Consider the following 15,682-nt stretch of genomic DNA (forward strand, 5'->3'; position numbering starts at 1 on the left):
TTACGTGCATTCGATTCTTCTCATCGTCTTCCTGCCGCTGCTCGCGTCACTGATCGCAGGGTTTGCGAACAAGGGCTTCGGCTCCGCGCTTCCCAAGATCGTGACGACCGGCGCGTTGTTCGCGTCGTGCGCGCTGAGCTGGCCGATCTTCATCCATTACCTCGGTGGTGGCGAAGCGACAGTCGTGCCGGTGCTCGACTGGATCCATTCCGGCGACATGGTGATCGACTGGTCGCTGCGCGTCGACGCGCTGACCGCGGTCATGCTCGTCGTCATCACCAGCGTCTCGGCGCTCGTCCATCTGTATAGCTGGGGCTATATGGAGGAGGACCCCGACCAGCCGCGCTTCTTCGCGTATCTGTCGCTGTTCACCTTCGCGATGCTGATGCTGGTGACCGCGGACAACCTCGTCCAGATGTTCTTTGGCTGGGAAGGCGTGGGTCTCGCATCCTACCTGCTGATCGGTTTCTGGTTCCGCAAGCCCAGCGCCAATGCCGCCGCGATCAAGGCGTTCGTCGTCAACCGCGTCGGCGATCTCGGCTTCATGCTCGGCATCTTCGGCACCTATCTCGTCTTCCACACCGTCTCGATCCCCGAGATCCTGCGGCTCGCGCCGGGGATGATGGGCTCGACGATCGGCTTCTGGGGCTACCGCGTCGATACGATGACGCTGCTGTGCCTGTTGCTGTTCGTCGGTGCGATGGGCAAGTCGGCGCAGCTCGGGCTTCACACCTGGTTGCCGGACGCGATGGAAGGCCCGACCCCGGTGTCGGCGCTGATCCACGCGGCGACGATGGTCACCGCGGGCGTGTTCATGGTGTGCCGCCTGTCGCCGATGTTCGAGACGTCGCCGTTCGCGCTGACGGTCGTGATGACGGTGGGTGCAGCGACCTGCCTGTTCGCCGCGACGGTCGGGCTGGTGCAGACCGACATCAAGCGCGTCATTGCGTATTCGACCTGCTCGCAGCTCGGGTACATGTTCTTTGCCGCCGGGTGTGGGGCGTATGGCGCCGCGATGTTCCACCTGTTCACGCACGCCTTCTTCAAGGCGCTGCTGTTCTTGGGTGCGGGTTCGGTGATCCATTCGATGCATCACGAGCAGGACATGCGCTATTATGGCGGCCTGCGGAAAAGCATTCCGATCACCTTCTGGGGGATGATGATGGGCACGCTGGCGATCACCGGCGTCGGCATCCCCGCAGTGTTCGGCAATCCGCTCGCGATCGGGTTCGCCGGCTTCCACTCGAAGGACGCGATCATCGAGGCGGCCTGGGCTTCGGGCCAGCATGGCGCATCGATCGTCGGGATCATCGTCGCGCTGCTGACGAGCTTCTATTCGTGGCGTCTGATGTTCCTCACCTTCTGGGGCAAGCCGCGCTGGGAGCAGTCCGAGCATATCCAGCATGCGATCCACGATGCGCACGGCCACGGCCATGACTCGGTCCATGCTGGCCATGACGATCACGGCACCACTGCTGCGCATGCGCATCATGGTGAAGCCGCGGAAGAAGGGCAGGGCAGTGAGCCGGATACGCACAATGCGCCTGGTCACGCGGTTCCGCTGCATCCGGTGTTCACGACCAAGGGCGACGGCACGGGCGGCTATCATCCGCACGAAAGCCCGTTCCCGATCCTGCTCCCGCTGATCATCCTCTCGATCGGTGCGATTGCGGCCGGGTTCGTGTTCCACGGCTACTTCATCGATCCGAGCGCTGGCGAAGCCTATTGGCACGGCAGCATCGCCTTCCGCGAGAAGCTGATGGAGTCGATGGAGGAGATCCCGTTGCTGGTGAAGCTGTCGGCGACGATCGCGATGCTGACCGGTCTGGTAGGGGCTTACGTCTTCTACATCCGCTCGCCGGGTGTGTCGCAGAAGCTCGCCGAGACCTACGCGCCGATCTACGACTTCCTGCTCCACAAATGGTATTTTGACGAATTGTACGATCTGCTGTTCGTCAAGCCGGCGTTCGCCATCGGCCGCTTCTTCTGGCACCGCGGCGACGAGAAGACGATCGATCGCTTCGGGCCGAATGGCTCGGCGTGGATCGTCGAGCGGAGTTCGCGCGCTGCTAGCAAGTTCCAATCGGGGTATGTTTACACTTATGCGTTCGTCATGCTGCTGGGCCTGACCGGGGCCGTGACCTGGGCAATCAACATCTGGGCGACGAGCAAGTGAGCGGCATTCCAATCCTTTCGATCATGCTCGCGATCCCTGCGATTGCGGCCGTGGCCTGTCTCTTCTCCTCCGCGCAGGGCGCGCGCTGGATCGCGCTGATCGCGACGCTTATCGATCTCGTTCTCGGGATCGGTCTGTGGACCAGCTACGATATCGGCGGGGCGCAGTGGCAGTTCGTCGAGGACGCCGGCAACCTCGGCATCTTCAGCTGGAAGCTCGGCCTCGACGGCTTCGCATTGCTGCTGGTGATGCTCAGCGTGTTCCTGATGCCGGTGTGCATCGGGGCGAGCTGGGTCGCGGTGACCAACCGCGTCCAGGAATATATGGCGGCGTTCCTGTTCACCGAAGTGCTGATGATCGGCACCTTCGCGGCACAGGACCTGTTCCTGTTCTACATCTTCTTCGAAGCCGGCCTGATCCCGATGTATCTGATCATCGGCATCTGGGGTGGCGTGAACCGCATCTACGCCTCGTACAAATTCTTCCTCTACACGCTGCTCGGCTCGGTGCTGATGCTGGTGGCGATGCTGTGGATGGCGAATTTCGCAGGGACCAGCGACATTCCGACGCTGCTGCGGACCGACTTCCCGGTGAAGGCGCAGACCTTCCTGTGGCTGGCGTTCTTCGCGTCGTTCGCAGTCAAGATGCCGATGTGGCCGTTCCACACCTGGCTTCCCGACGCGCACGTCCAGGCCCCGACCGCTGGCTCGGTGATCCTTGCGGGTGTTCTGCTCAAGCTTGGCGGATACGGTTTCCTGCGTTTCTCGCTGCCGATGTTTCCTGAAGCGTCGGCGCAGCTGACGTGGCTGGTGCTCGGTCTGTCGGCGATCGCAGTGATCTACACCTCGCTCGTGGCGCTCGTGCAGTCGGACATGAAGAAGCTGATCGCTTATTCCTCGGTCGCGCATATGGCGATCGTGACGATTGGCCTGTTCGCGTTCAACCGGCAGGGGATCGAGGGCGCGATGATCGTCATGCTGTCGCATGGCCTCGTCTCGGCAGCGTTGTTCCTGTGCGTCGGCGTGATCTACGATCGACTCCATACCCGCGAAATCTCGCGTTACGGTGGTCTGGCGATCAACATGCCGCGCTACGCCTTGCTGTTCCTGTTCTTCACGATGGCATCGATCGGGCTTCCGGGCACGAGCGGGTTCGTCGGCGAATTCCTCAGCCTGGCAGGGACGTACCGCGTCTCGACCGTCATCACGCTGCTCTGCACCACCGGGATCATCCTCGGGGCTGCCTATATGCTCTACTTGTACCGCCGTGTCGTATTCGGCGATCTGACCAAGGACGATGTGCGCGCAATGCCCGACCTTTCGCTGCGTGAAATTGCGCTGTTGGCCCCAATTGCAGCGGTAGCGCTGTGGATGGGCGTGTATCCCGAGAGCTTCCTCGCGCCGATGCGCAAGGATGTCGCAACGCTGGAAGCACGCATTTCGCGCGCGACCCCGGCGGGTGACTCGCTCCCGACCGCGGGCAAGGCCATGGCACTGCCCGCGACGCATGCGGAGGCACGGCCATGAACATGTCGCTGTTGATGGTGCTCCCCGAGGAAATCCTCGCGCTTGGGGCAATCGCGCTGATGCTGGTGTCGGCCTGGGGTGGCCAGGCATCGACTCGGCTGGTGTCGATCGTCGCGGTTGCCGTGCTGGTTGGCGCGACGATCGCACTGACCGGGCCTGCGTCTTATGGTGGCGCGGCGTTTGGCGGGCTGGTTCGGGCGGATGCGTTCGGCGCGTTCGCCAAGGTCCTGATCTTCGGTGCGTCCGCCGTCGCGATCCTGATCGCCCCGCGGTTCTTCGCAGCTGGCCGTGGCGACGATCTCCGCCCGGAATATCCGGTGCTGATCCTGCTGTCCGCGGCGGGCATGAGCATGATGGTGTCGGCGGGTGACTTGCTGACGCTCTATGTCGGTCTCGAGCTCCAGAGCCTTGCGGCCTATGTGCTCGCGAGCTTCATGCGCCGTGACCGTCGCTCGGCGGAAGCCGGCCTCAAGTATTTCGTGCTCGGCGCGCTGGCGAGCGGGATCCTGCTGTACGGCATCTCGCTGGTGTACGGCTTCAGCGGCACGACGATGTTCTCATCGATCGCGACCGCTTATGGTGCTGGCCGTTCGCTCGGGCTGACCTTCGGCCTCGTGTTCGTCTTCGCTGGCCTTGCGTTCAAGATGAGTGTCGTTCCGTTCCACATGTGGACCCCGGACGTGTACGAAGGCGCGCCGACCCCGGTGACGACCTTCTTCGCCTCCGCTCCCAAGGTGGCGGCGGTCGCGCTGTCGGTCCGCGTCGCGGTCGAGGCGATGGGCCCGGCGACCGACCAGTGGCGTCAGATCGTGATCTTCGCAGCACTCGCGTCGATCATCTTCGGTGCGGTCGCGGCGATCGGGCAGAGCAACATCAAGCGGCTGCTGGCCTATTCGTCGATCAACAACGTCGGCTTCGTGCTGATCGGTCTCGCGGCCGGTACGCAGGCGGGTGTCGCGGCGGTGCTGTTCTACCTGACCGTCTATGTCGTGATGACGCTGGGCAGCTTCCTGATCGTCCTTCAGATGAAGGACGCCGCCGGGCAGCCGGTCGAGAGCATCACCGCTCTCGCTGGCCTGTCGCGGACGCGGCCTGGCCTGGCGCTGGCGATGGCGATCTTCATGTTCTCGCTCGCAGGTATTCCGCCGATGCTCGGCTTCAACGCCAAGGTCGCGGTGTTCCAGGCGGCGATCGTTGCCGGGCTGTACCCGCTGGCGGTGGTCGGCTTCGTCGCTTCGGTGATCGGTGCCTTCTATTACCTGCGTGTCGTCAAGGTGATGTACATCGATGCGCCTGCTGACACGGTCGATGGCGCGCCGCTTGCGGTTCGCACCGATCCGGTCGAGGGCGGGCTGATCGCGGTAATGGCCGCGGCGATTTCGCCGCTTGGCTGGCTGGGGCTTGCGAGCCTCGGTGGTGCGACGATGGTTGCGGCGAAGGCGCTGTTCTGAGCGAGCGGGTTCGTACCGTCGCGGAGACGGGATCTACGAATGCCGACATGCTGGAGCTGGCGCGCAGCGGGATTCCCGAGGGGATCTGGCTGCGCGCCGAGCGGCAAACTGGCGGGCGCGGGCGGCAGGGGCGGCTCTGGGTTTCGCCGGTCGGGAATTTCTACGGGTCTAGCGTTGTGCGGGTGCGGGGCGGGGATCCTGCTGCTGCTACGCTTGCGCTGGTGGCTGCGGTTGCGCTGGAAGAGGTGGTCCGGGCCTATCTTCCATCACCTGTACCCTTCCCCGGCGAAGGCCGGGGCCCAGTCGCGCAGGCCGAGGTAACGGACCGAAGCGATCGATCTTCCAACGTTCCGCTCTTGGGCCCCGGCCTTCGCCGGGGAAGCGGAAGCGAGAGGGGAAGCGGAGGCGAAAGCGGTAATGCGGAAGGGTTGGTCCTGAAATGGCCCAACGATCTCCTCATCGACGGCGCAAAAATCTCCGGCATCCTGCTCGAACGCACCGGTGACGCGATCGTCGTCGGGATCGGCGTCAACATTGCGCATTACCCGACCGACACCGACCGCCGCGCCACCAGCCTCGCTGCCCACGGCGCAACCCCCGAGCCCGCCGACTTCGCAGAAACGCTCGCCGACACCTTCGCCCGCTGGCTGAGCATCTGGCGCGGGCAGGGTATTGCGCCAATACGCACCCGCTGGCTCGAGCGCGCGCACCCGATCGGCACCGCGCTCACCGCGCGGCTCCCCGACGGCAGCGCGACCGACGGGCTGTTCAACGGGCTCGACAGTGACGGCGCGCTCATCCTGCGCTTGGCGGATGGCACCGCGCGTGTCATTCACGCGGGCGACGTGTTCCTCCTCTGAAGGGCTTCTCTCCAGCCATGCTGCTCGCCATCGACGCCGGGAACACCAACATCGTCTTCGCCTTGCTCGAAGGCACCACGATCAAGGCACGCTGGCGCATCGCCACCGATCCGCGCCGTACGGCGGACGAATATGCGGTGTGGCTCAGCCAGTTGCTCAATCTCGAAGGCTATGACCGCAAGCAGGTGAAGGGTGTCATCATCGCGACCGTCGTCCCGCGCGCACTCCACAACCTCCAGACGCTCGCGCGGAAATATTTCGACAGCGAACCGCTGATAGCGGGCCAGGCCCCGGTCGAATGGGGCATGCAGCTCGACGTGCTCGAACCCAAGAGCGTCGGCGCGGACCGCGCGGTGACGATGATCGCGGCACATGCGCGGCATCCCGGCGACCTGATCGTGATCGACTTTGGCACCGCCGCGACGTTCGACGTCGTCGATTATACCGGCGCGTATAAGGGCGGGATCATCGCGCCCGGCATCAACCTGTCGCTCGACGCGCTCGTCACCGCCGCCGCCAAGCTGCCGCGGATCGCGATCGAGGCGCCCAGCGACACCAGTGTCATCGGGCGCGATACGGTCACGCAAATGCACATCGGCATCTACTGGGGCTATGTCGCGATGATCGAGGGGCTGGTCGCGCGGATGAAGGCGGAAGTCGGTCGCCCGTGCACGGTCGTCGCGACCGGCGGGCTGGCGGTGCTGTTCGAGCAGCATACCGACGCTTTCGACGCGATCGAACCCGATCTCACCATTCAGGGGCTGGCGATTTTGTGGGAACGCGCCCATATGCAGGCCTAGAGTCCATGCGTGCGTGCGCCGACCCCGGTGCCCCGCTTCCCCGATCTCTACGATATTCATCGCGCCTCACCAGCGCACCCTCCCTGCGCCGCTGGCAAAGCTGGCGGCGTTTATTTGAAAGAACAAAGACTTAGTGACTACCCCAAAGAAAGAACTCTTGTTCCTGGCCCTCGGTGGGTCGGGCGAGATTGGCATGAACGTCAATCTGTACGGCTGCAACGGCAAGTGGCTGATGGTCGATTGCGGCATCACCTTCGCCGATCCGCAATATCCGGGCATCGACGTGATCCTGCCCGACCTGCAATTCATCGAGGAACGCCTCGACGATCTGATCGGGATCGTGCTGACGCATGGTCATGAAGATCATATCGGCGCGCTGCCCTATCTCGCCGAGGACCTCGGCGTGCCGCTGTATGCGACGCCGTTTACCGCCGGCCTGATCCGCGGCAAGCTCGAGGAAGAAGGCAACGCCAGCCGCGTCAAGCTCCGCGTGATCCAGCCCGACGCGCCGTTCGACCTCGGGCCGTTCGGCATCACCTTCGTGCCGATGTCGCATTCGATCCCAGAAGCGAGCGCACTGCTGATCGATACGCCGTACGGCCGTATCTTCCACACCGGTGACTGGAAGCTCGATGCGCGGCCGGTCATCGGCAGCCCCGCCACCCCCGACCAGCTCGCGGCGATCGGCAAGGACGGCGTGCTCGCGCTGGTGTGCGATTCGACCAACGTGTTCAACAACGACGCGTCGGGCTCCGAGAGCGACGTGCTGGCGGGCCTGATGGACGTGATCGGCAAGGCCAAGGGTCGTGTGCTGGTGACGTCGTTCGCATCCAACGCGGCGCGTCTGCATACGCTGGGCAAGGTCGCGATCGAGACCGGGCGGAAATTGTCGGTCCAGGGGCGGTCGCTCGACCGCATCCTCAAGGTCGCGCGCGCGACGGGGTATCTGAAGGACTTCCCGGACACGATCGACGCCGAGGCAGCGATGCGTCTGCCGCGCGACAAGGTGCTGGTCATCGCGACCGGCGGGCAGGGCGAGGATCGCGCAGCACTCGCACGTGTCGCGAACGGCCAGCATCCGATCTCGCTCGACCAGGGCGATACCGTCGTCTTCTCGTCCAAGCAGATCCCGGGCAACGAAGTCGCGATCGGGCGGATCCAGAACCAGCTCGCGGCCAAGGGCGTGATCATGATCACCGACCGCCAGGCGCACGTCCACGTTTCCGGTCATCCGGGTCGTCCCGAGCTGCTCCAGATGTATCGCTGGATGAAGCCAGAGATCCTGATGCCGGTGCATGGCGAAATGCGCCACCTGATGGAACAGGCGCGCTTTGCCCTGTCCGAAGGCGTGCCGCGTGCGGTGGTGCAGACCAACGGCGACATCATCCGGCTCGCGCCGGGCAACCCGACCAAGATCGGCAATGCCGCGGTCGGTCGTCTCGTGCTCGATGGCGACGTGATCCTGCCGGGCGATGGCTCGACGATCAACGAGCGCCGCAAGCTCGGCCTGTTCGGGCAGATCTCGGTCGCGGTTGCGGTCGGGCAGCGCGGGATGATTGGGCAGCCGCAGGTCCGCATCCAGGGCATTCCGGTCGAGGAAGACCGCGAGCCGTTCCTCGACGAGACGATCGGCGCGGTGATCGCGGCGGTCAAGCAAGGCGGGCGTGACCGCGACAAGCTGCGCGAGCAGATCCGTCTCGCGACCCGCAAGGTCGCGACGCGCTGGACCGGCAAGAAGCCGATCGTCGATGTGTTGCTGATCGAGGCCTGACTTCAGGCGCTGGGACGGGAAGGAGAACGACATGCGGTGGACTTCGGCGCTGGCGATCTACTTTCTGTTCTGGGCGTTTTCGGTGTTCTTCGTCCTGCCGTTCGGGGTGAAGACCGCGGACGAGGCAGGCGTGGATCGCGTGCCGGGCCAGGCGGACAGCGCGCCGCACGAGTTTCGCGCGGGGCGGATTGCGCTGCGGGTGACGATCGTGGCGACCGTGTTGTGGGGGCTTTATATGCTCAACTTCAGCTATGGTTGGCTGACGCCGAAGATGCTCGACTTCTGGGGGGCTTGGAAGGACGTCGAGTAGGGGGATCTGCACCATCCCGCACGCTTCTCTTACCTTCCACTTCCCCGGCGAAGGCCGGGGCCCAGTAGTGAGGCAGGCGTTGCTGCCGCCTGCGCTTCGTTACCTCAACCCTCACTCCTGGGCCCCGGCCTTCGCCGAGGACGTGGGCAGGGTGAATGGGCAGGAAATAGCGCGTGACCTCCACCACCTTCGACTTCCCCGGCGGAGGCCGGGGCCCAATAGTGACGCAGGCGTTGCTGCTGGCTGCGCTTCGTTACCTTGGCCTTCGCTCCTGGTCCCCGGCCTTCGCCGGGGAAGTGGGCAGGGTGAATGGGCCGGAAATAGCGCGCCACCTCCACCATCTTCGACTTCCCCGGCGGAGGCCGGGGCCCAGTAGTGAGGCAGGAGTTGCTGCCGCCTGCGCTTCGTTACCTTGGCCTTCGCTCCTGGGCCCCGGCCTTTGCCGGGGAGGAAGACAGGGTGCATGGGCCGAAAATAGCGCGCCACCTCCACCACCGTCGACTTCCCCGGCGAAGGCCGGGGCCCAAGAGTGACGCAGGCGTTGCTGCCGCCTGCGCTGCGTTACCTTGGCCTTCGCTCCTGGGCCCCGGCCTTCGCCGGGGAAGTAGGCGGGGTGGAGGGCCGGGATGCGCCCCCCCCTTAGTTCTCGACCGGCGCGATGTCCCCCATCAGCTTGGGGAAGAACCCCTCGTGCGCTGCCCGCAGTGCGTCCAGCGTCACGACATGATCGTCGTCGGGAAGCTCGAAGATCAGCCGGCTAGCGATCGTCCGCCCGATCCGCTCGATCTCGACACCCGCCGCATCCGCCGCCATCAGCGTCTCGAGCAGCAAGTGATCCGCGACGGTTGCGACGTACAGCCCCTGATCTTCGCCGAACAACGCGCACGCCACACCGCATGGCAGCGGCGCATGCAGCATCGCGCCGACATTCCCGGCGAGCGCCATCTCGGCGATCGTCACGGCGATGCCACCATCGGACACGTCATGCACCGCGGTCAGCGCGCCGGTCGCGATATGCGCGCGGACGAACTCGCTGTTGCGGCGCTCGGCTTCAAGATCGACCGGGGGCGGGGCGCCTTCCTCACGGCCATGGACTTCGCGCAACCACAGCGACTGGCCGAGATGCCCCGAGCGTTCGCCGATCAGCACGATCACGTCGCCAGTGCCCTTGAACGCGATCGTCGCGGACTTGGACCAATCGGCAAGCAACCCGATCGCGCCGATCGCCGGTGTCGGCAGGATTGCCGAACCACCACCGGTCGCCTTGCTCTCGTTGTAGAGCGAGACGTTGCCCGACACGATCGGGAAGTCGAGCGCGCGGCACGCGTCGCCCATGCCGTCGAGGCAGCCGACGAACTGCGCCATGATCTCGGGGCGCTGCGGGTTGGCGAAGTTGAGGCAGTTGGTGACCGCAAGCGGGGTCGCGCCGACCGCCGAGAGGTTGCGATAACACTCTGCAATCGCCTGCTTTCCGCCTTCATACGGGTCGGCATAGCAATAGCGCGGGGTGCAATCGGTGCTCATCGCGAGCCCCTTTTGCGTGCCGTGAACGCGGACGACCGCAGCGTCGCCACCGGGGCGCTGGATCGTGTCCGCGCCGACCTGCGTGTCGTACTGCTCCCAGATCCAGCGGCGCGAGGCGACGTCGGGGGAGGCCATCAGCGTCAGCAGGTCGGCCGCGATATCGGTCGCCTCGGGGACGTCTGCGAGCGGCTTGACCTTGGCCCAGGCCTGATACTCTTCCTTCGACGCCGCAGGCCGGTCGTACAAAGGCGCTTCGTCGGCGAGCGGCGCGAGCGGGATGTCGCAGACCGTTTCGCCGTGGAACTTGAGCACCATGTGGCCGGTGTCGGTCACGTGGCCGATCACCGCGAAGTCGAGCTCCCATTTGTGGAAGATCGCTTCGGCGAAATCCTCGCGGCCGGGCTTGAGCACCATGAGCATCCGCTCCTGGCTCTCGCTCAGCATCATCTCATAGGGCGTCATGCCGGTTTCGCGCTGCGGCACCGCATTCATGTTGAGCTCGATCCCGACCCCGCCCTTGGACGCCATCTCGACCGCGGAGGACGTAAGGCCAGCCGCGCCCATGTCCTGGATCGCGACGATCGCGTCCGACGCCATCAGTTCGAGGCACGCTTCGATCAGCAGCTTCTCGGTGAAGGGATCGCCGACCTGGACGGTCGGGCGTTTCGATTCCGAATCCTCGCCGAAATCAGCAGACGCCATGGTCGCGCCGTGGATCCCGTCGCGACCGGTCTTGGAGCCGACATAGACGATCGAATTGCCGATCCCGGAAGCGGCGGAATAGAAGATCTTGTCGGCCTCGGCGACGCCGACCGTCATCGCGTTGACGAGGATGTTGCCGTCATAGGCGGGGTGGAAGTTCACCTCGCCGCCGACCGTCGGCACCCCGACGCAATTGCCGTAGCCGCCAATGCCGTGGACCACGCCCGAGATCAGGTGACGCATCTTGGGATGATCGGGCCGCCCGAAGCGCAAAGCGTTGAGATTGGCGACCGGGCGCGCACCCATCGTGAAGACGTCGCGCAGGATCCCGCCGACGCCGGTCGCGGCCCCCTGATAGGGTTCGATGTAGGAGGGGTGGTTGTGGCTCTCCATCTTGAAGATTGCCGCCTGGCCGTCGCCGATATCGACGACGCCGGCATTCTCGCCGGGGCCGCAGATCACCTGCGGGCCGGTGGTCGGGAGCTTCTTGAGATGGATACGCGAGGATTTGTACGAGCAATGCTCGGACCACATCACCGAAAAGATGCCGAGCTCGGTCAGATTGGGCTCGCGACCCAGCGCGTGCAGCACGCGCTCATATTCTTCAGGGGACAGCCCGTGCTGGGCGACGACTTCCGGCGTGATCTGGCTCATGCTCCGGGGCTTTAGCGGCCCGATCCGGTCGCGTCACCCCGGATGTGTCACGCGAGCGCCTCGGACTTCGCCTCCGCGACGAAATCGACATTGCGGCGCTCCGGACCGAAGGCGGTCCAGCCGATCAGCACGACGACGGTGACCCCTGCGACCAGCGCCATCGCCAGCCCGTAATTGCCGTGGTTCGCCTGTGCGATCCCCGCCTGGAGCGGGCCGTTGCGCGAGGCGATGAGGTTGCCGAGTTGATAGGCGAACCCCGGGAACATGCCGCGCACCGCGGCGGGCGACAGTTCGTTGAGGTGGACCGGCACGACGCCCCAAGCGCCCTGCACCGCGATCTGCATCAGGAACGCGCCGAGCCCGAGCAACAGTGGCGTCGCCGTGAACGCCCACAAGGGGATGACCGGTAGCGCCAGTACCGCGGCGACGATGATCGCGCGCTTGCGCCCGATCCGTTCCGACCAGATCCCGAACCCGATCCCGCCGATGATCGCGCCGATGTTCATCACCGCGGCGAGCAGTCCGATCGTATGCGTGTCGAACTTGTGCTGCTCGCGCAGGAAGGTCGGGTAGAGATCCTGCGTGCCATGGCTGAGAAAGTTGAAAGCGGTCATCAACACAACGAGATAGAGCGCCATTTTCCAATGCCGTGCGAGCTCGGCGAAGGGGTTGCTGCGCGCCTTCTTGGCGCGTTCCGCGAACACCGGGCTTTCCTCGACGTGCATCCGGATGAGGAAGACGAGGATCGCCGGCGCGACGCCGACCATGAACATGCCGCGCCACCCGATCAGGTCGAACAGCAGGAAATAGACGAGGCTGGCGATGAAATAGCCCGACGGATAGCCCGACTGGAGCAGGCCCGAAACGGACCCTCGCAGCTTGGGCGGGATCGATTCCATCACGAGGCTTGCGCCGATGCCCCATTCGCCGCCCATCGCGAAGCCGAATGCCGCGCGGATGACGAACAGCGCGAACAGCGACGGTGCGAAGCCGGACGCGATCGAGAAGACGGAAAACAGCAGGATGACGATCATCAGCACCGGACGCCGCCCGAACCGGTCCGCGAGCAGCCCGAAGAAGAACGCGCCGAACGGCCGCGCGACGAGCGTGAAGAAGATCGCCTCGGTCACGGTCTTCACGTCGGTGCCGAACTCATGCGCGATCGCGCTGACCATGAAGACCATCAGGAAGAAATCGAACGCATCGAGCGTCCAGCCGAGATAGCTCGCCCAGATCGCACTGCGCTGGGAGGGCGTGAGGGTCTTTAGGTCGTCCAGCACTGCCATGTCGCTATCCTCTTGGCGCCGAGAGGAAATGCAGGACATCGTTCGCACTTCGGTCGGCCGCTTCCTCCATAACCAGATGGCCGGTGTGGGGATAGACGATCAGGCGGCTGCCCGGAATGTGGGCGTGCAGCCACGTTGCGGACGAGACCGGGATCAGCGTGTCGTCGGCGCCCCACAGAAGGAGGACCGGCATCGTCAGGCGGTGGAGCTGCGCGGCCGTCGCAACCGCTGGCGGACCCGCGAAGCGATCGATCGTCGCCAGGCGATTGCCGGGATAGCGCAGCAATTCCCAATAGCGGTCGATCATCGCGGCGTCCGCCAGCCGGGGGTCGTGGAATACGCCGGGCAGGCTGCCGGCGATCAGGCTGCGCGGGGTGACGACGGCGGCAATCTCGCGCAGCACCGGAAGGCGCGCGATGCGAAAGGCGAGCGGCGGCTTGCCATTGCCCGGTTCGGGCTGGCCGACCGAGTCGATCAGGACCAGCGCGCGGACATGATCGGGGTGGGCGAGCGCATAGGCCCACGCGACCCCGCCGCCCATCGAATTGCCCGCCAGCACGACATGGTCGACGCCGAGCCTTGCGCGAATGCGGTCGACCACGTCGACATAGGCGGCGGTGGAGTAATCGCGCGTCGGGCTGGCGCCGGTCAGGCCGTGGCCCGGCAGGTCCATCCGGATGATGCGAAAGCGCGTACCCAGCCGCTGCGCCCATGGCTCCCACGTATGCAGCGACGCGTTCGACCCGTGAACGAGGATCATCGCGGGGGCGTCGCGCGGGCCGGTGTCGCGCAGATGGACCGTCAGGCCGTTACCGAGGTCGACGAATTGCGACGGCGCCGCACCGTATTTGGCGCGCATGGCGACGGGGTCGGTATCGGGCGTGCGGAAATAAAGGAACGCGATGACCAGCAGCGCGAGCAGGGCGAGCAGGATATAGCCGAGAATGCGCCAGCCCATGCGTTGCCCCCCCCCTTGGTGTCCGCCCCGTGGGCGGCCGGTTTCGGGGGAAGGTTGCCGGTTTCTTCCGCGCTGGCAAGCGTTGGTGCGTGGGTGTGTGGGGATGCGCCGTCGCACCCTCGCGCGGCATCCCGGGCTTGCCACGGATTTACGGCGGTTCGCTTCCGCAAAACGGTGATGACGCTCGACGGTGGGCCCCGGCGCGAGGCCGGGGTGACGCTATCGCCAATGTTTTCCCGCGAAGGCGGGAATCCAGAATTACAGAACGCAGCGACCGTAACCCTGGACTCCGGCCTTCGCCGGAGAACAGGTCAAGCCGGCTCGCGCGCGAGCCATTCCTCGAGCCACTTGATCGTATAATCGCCCGCCTGGAATTCGGGATCCTCGATCAGCGCCTGATGCAGCGGGATCGTCGTCGTGGGCCCGTCGATTACGAACTCTTCCAGCGCCCGCCGCAACCGGCGGATCGCGCCCGCACGCGTCGTGCCGTAGACGATCAGCTTGGCGATCATCGAATCGTAATACGGCGGCACGCGGTACCCCGCATACAGCCCGCTATCGACGCGGACGTTCATGCCCCCCGGCGCGTGGAACTGCTTGATCAGCCCGGGCGACGGCGCGAAGGTGCGCGGGTCCTCGGCGTTGATCCGGCATTCGATCGCATGACCGCGGAACTGCACGTCTTCCTGCCGCAGCGTCAGGCCGTGGCCCTCGGCGATGCGGATCTGTTCGCGCACCAGATCGAGCCCGGTGATCGCCTCGGTCACGGGATGCTCGACCTGCAGCCGCGTGTTCATTTCGATGAAATAGAACTCCCCGTTTTCCCACAGGAATTCGATCGTCCCGGCACCGCGATAGCCCATGTCGGCCATCGCCTTGGCGCAGATCCCGCCCATCCGTGCGCGGTCCTCTTCGCCGAGCACGGGCGAGGGGGCTTCCTCGAGCACCTTCTGGTGGCGGCGCTGGAGCGAGCAGTCACGCTCGCCCAGATGGATCGCATTGCCTTCGCCGTCGCCAAACACCTGGAATTCGATGTGGCGCGGGTTGCCGAGGTACTTTTCGAGATAGACCGTCGCATCGCCGAACGCGGCTTTCGCCTCGCTGCCGGCCTGCTGCATCAGCGTCTCGAGCTGGTCCTCGGAGGTGCAGACCTTCATCCCGCGACCACCGCCGCCCGATGCCGCCTTGATGATGACGGGATAGCCCGCCGCCGCCGCGATCTCCTTGGCTTCCGCTAGATCGCTGATCGGCCCGGCCGACCCCGGCACCAGCGGCAGCCCAAGCGCGCCAGCGGTGCGCTTGGCCTCGATCTTGTCGCCCATCGTGCGGATATGCTCGGGCTTCGGCCCCACGAAGATGATGTCGTGCGCTTCGACGATTTCGGCGAACTTGGCGTTTTCCGACAGGAAGCCATAGCCCGGGTGAATCGCGTCGGCGCCCGAGATCTCGGCCGCCGAAATGATGTTCGGGATGTTGAGATAGCTTTCGGTCGCCGACGGCGGGCCGATGCAGATCGCCTGGTCGGCGAGCCGCACGTGCATCGCGTCCGCATCCGCGGTCGAATGAACCGCGACCGTCTGGATGCCCATTTCGTGGCAGGCGCGGTGGATGCGGAGCGCGATCTCGCCGCGGTTGGCGATCAACAGCTTCTTGATGTCGGCCAT

General features: G+C 65.3%; 11 protein-coding genes. 7 read left to right on the top strand and 4 right to left on the bottom strand.

Going from position 1 to position 15,682, the window contains the following annotated elements; translation table 11 throughout:
* Positions 1-4: 4 nt before the first annotated feature.
* The 7 genes from nuoL (at position 5) to L8G49_RS14295 (ending at position 8,894) form a co-directional block, all read left to right on the top strand.
* Positions 5-2,176: an NADH-quinone oxidoreductase subunit L gene (gene nuoL / locus L8G49_RS14265; RefSeq protein ID WP_242186457.1), complete on the top strand. Its 2,172-nt coding sequence runs from the start codon at positions 5-7 to the stop codon at positions 2,174-2,176.
* Positions 2,173-3,702, top strand: coding sequence for an NADH-quinone oxidoreductase subunit M (locus L8G49_RS14270; RefSeq protein ID WP_242186458.1), 1,530 nt, complete (start codon positions 2,173-2,175; stop codon positions 3,700-3,702). The genes nuoL and L8G49_RS14270 overlap by 4 nt, the downstream gene beginning before the upstream one ends.
* Positions 3,699-5,153 (top strand): NADH-quinone oxidoreductase subunit NuoN, encoded by a 1,455-nt coding sequence (gene nuoN, locus L8G49_RS14275; RefSeq protein WP_242139126.1) that lies wholly within the window; start codon positions 3,699-3,701, stop codon positions 5,151-5,153. The genes L8G49_RS14270 and nuoN overlap by 4 nt, the downstream gene beginning before the upstream one ends.
* Before the next feature lie 47 nt (positions 5,154-5,200).
* Complete coding sequence (locus L8G49_RS14280; protein ID WP_242186459.1) at positions 5,201-6,013, top strand: biotin--[acetyl-CoA-carboxylase] ligase; 813 nt, start codon at positions 5,201-5,203, stop codon at positions 6,011-6,013.
* 17 nt (positions 6,014-6,030) lie between these two features.
* Positions 6,031-6,813 carry a type III pantothenate kinase gene (locus L8G49_RS14285; RefSeq protein WP_242186460.1) on the top strand — a complete coding sequence of 261 codons (783 nt, stop codon included), beginning with the start codon at positions 6,031-6,033 and terminating at the stop codon, positions 6,811-6,813.
* 193 nt (positions 6,814-7,006) lie between these two features.
* Positions 7,007-8,584 carry a ribonuclease J gene (locus L8G49_RS14290; RefSeq protein ID WP_242186634.1) on the top strand — a complete coding sequence of 526 codons (1,578 nt, stop codon included), beginning with the start codon at positions 7,007-7,009 and terminating at the stop codon, positions 8,582-8,584.
* A gap of 31 nt (positions 8,585-8,615) precedes the next feature.
* Positions 8,616-8,894 carry a DUF1467 family protein gene (locus L8G49_RS14295; protein WP_242186461.1) on the top strand — a complete coding sequence of 93 codons (279 nt, stop codon included), beginning with the start codon at positions 8,616-8,618 and terminating at the stop codon, positions 8,892-8,894.
* A gap of 639 nt (positions 8,895-9,533) precedes the next feature.
* Here the strand turns inward: L8G49_RS14295 and purL are convergent.
* From purL to accC, 4 genes are all read right to left on the bottom strand, one after another.
* On the bottom strand, positions 9,534-11,774 hold the full coding sequence (gene purL / locus L8G49_RS14300) for a phosphoribosylformylglycinamidine synthase subunit PurL (protein WP_242186462.1): 2,241 nt from the start codon (positions 11,772-11,774) through the stop codon (positions 9,534-9,536).
* A 47-nt stretch (positions 11,775-11,821) separates the two neighbouring features.
* On the bottom strand, positions 11,822-13,060 hold the full coding sequence (locus L8G49_RS14305; RefSeq protein ID WP_242186463.1) for an MFS transporter: 1,239 nt from the start codon (positions 13,058-13,060) through the stop codon (positions 11,822-11,824).
* A 4-nt stretch (positions 13,061-13,064) separates the two neighbouring features.
* Positions 13,065-14,018 (bottom strand): alpha/beta hydrolase, encoded by a 954-nt coding sequence (locus L8G49_RS14310; protein ID WP_242186465.1) that lies wholly within the window; start codon positions 14,016-14,018, stop codon positions 13,065-13,067.
* A gap of 311 nt (positions 14,019-14,329) precedes the next feature.
* Entirely contained in the window at positions 14,330-15,682 is a 1,353-nt protein-coding gene (accC, locus tag L8G49_RS14315; RefSeq protein ID WP_242186467.1) for an acetyl-CoA carboxylase biotin carboxylase subunit, read from the bottom strand.

The sequence above is a fragment of the Sphingomonas sp. CARO-RG-8B-R24-01 genome (assembly GCF_022662295.1).
In the GTDB taxonomy this organism is placed as follows: Bacteria; Pseudomonadota; Alphaproteobacteria; order Sphingomonadales; family Sphingomonadaceae; genus Sphingomonas.

Bases quoted from the DNA above. Each gene is read 5' to 3' on its own strand.
- nuoN (WP_242139126.1), top strand. From the start codon at position 3,699: ATGAACATGTCGCTGTTGATGGTGCTCCCCGAGGAAATCCTCGCGCTT.
- L8G49_RS14280 (WP_242186459.1), top strand. From the start codon at position 5,201: ATGCTGGAGCTGGCGCGCAGCGGGATTCCCGAGGGGATCTGGCTGCGC.
- L8G49_RS14285 (WP_242186460.1), top strand. From the start codon at position 6,031: ATGCTGCTCGCCATCGACGCCGGGAACACCAACATCGTCTTCGCCTTG.
- L8G49_RS14290 (WP_242186634.1), top strand. From the start codon at position 7,007: ATGAACGTCAATCTGTACGGCTGCAACGGCAAGTGGCTGATGGTCGAT.
- L8G49_RS14295 (WP_242186461.1), top strand. From the start codon at position 8,616: ATGCGGTGGACTTCGGCGCTGGCGATCTACTTTCTGTTCTGGGCGTTT.
- purL (WP_242186462.1), bottom strand. From the start codon at position 11,774: ATGAGCCAGATCACGCCGGAAGTCGTCGCCCAGCACGGGCTGTCCCCT.
- L8G49_RS14305 (WP_242186463.1), bottom strand. From the start codon at position 13,060: ATGGCAGTGCTGGACGACCTAAAGACCCTCACGCCCTCCCAGCGCAGT.
- L8G49_RS14310 (WP_242186465.1), bottom strand. From the start codon at position 14,018: ATGGGCTGGCGCATTCTCGGCTATATCCTGCTCGCCCTGCTCGCGCTG.
- accC (WP_242186467.1), bottom strand. From the start codon at position 15,682: ATGGCCGACATCAAGAAGCTGTTGATCGCCAACCGCGGCGAGATCGCG.